This is a genomic window from Pelomicrobium sp. G1, assembly GCF_051905455.1.
GTDB lineage: Bacteria > Pseudomonadota > Gammaproteobacteria > Burkholderiales > UBA6910 > Pelomicrobium.
Map to the genome: position 1 here is coordinate 1 of NZ_JBQACR010000522.1, position 244 is coordinate 244.

The 244-nt window shown below is 75.8% G+C and carries 1 protein-coding gene; it reads left to right on the plus strand.

Going from position 1 to position 244, the window contains the following annotated elements:
- The coding region (locus tag ACTFO6_RS19470) for a hypothetical protein (protein ID WP_439935959.1) at positions 1-244 on the plus strand (244 nt) is incomplete at both ends.

Genomic DNA, 244 nt, shown 5'->3' on the forward strand with positions numbered 1-244 from the left:
CTGGAGGCGAGCGGCCGGATCGACGCCCTATGGTCGGCGTCCGTCCGCTGCCGCATCGCCCCGAGCAGCGCCTTCCGCGGTTCCGCCCTCGCCGGAGAGGGGGAGTTCCAGGTGGACTGGGAGCGCCTGGGGCCCCCCCGCGCCTCCCTTGCCATCGGGCGGAACCGCCTCACCGCCCAGGGGACTTTCGGAAGCGGCCCAGACCGGATTCGGGTCGCCCTCGCCGACCCCGCCCCGGCACCAC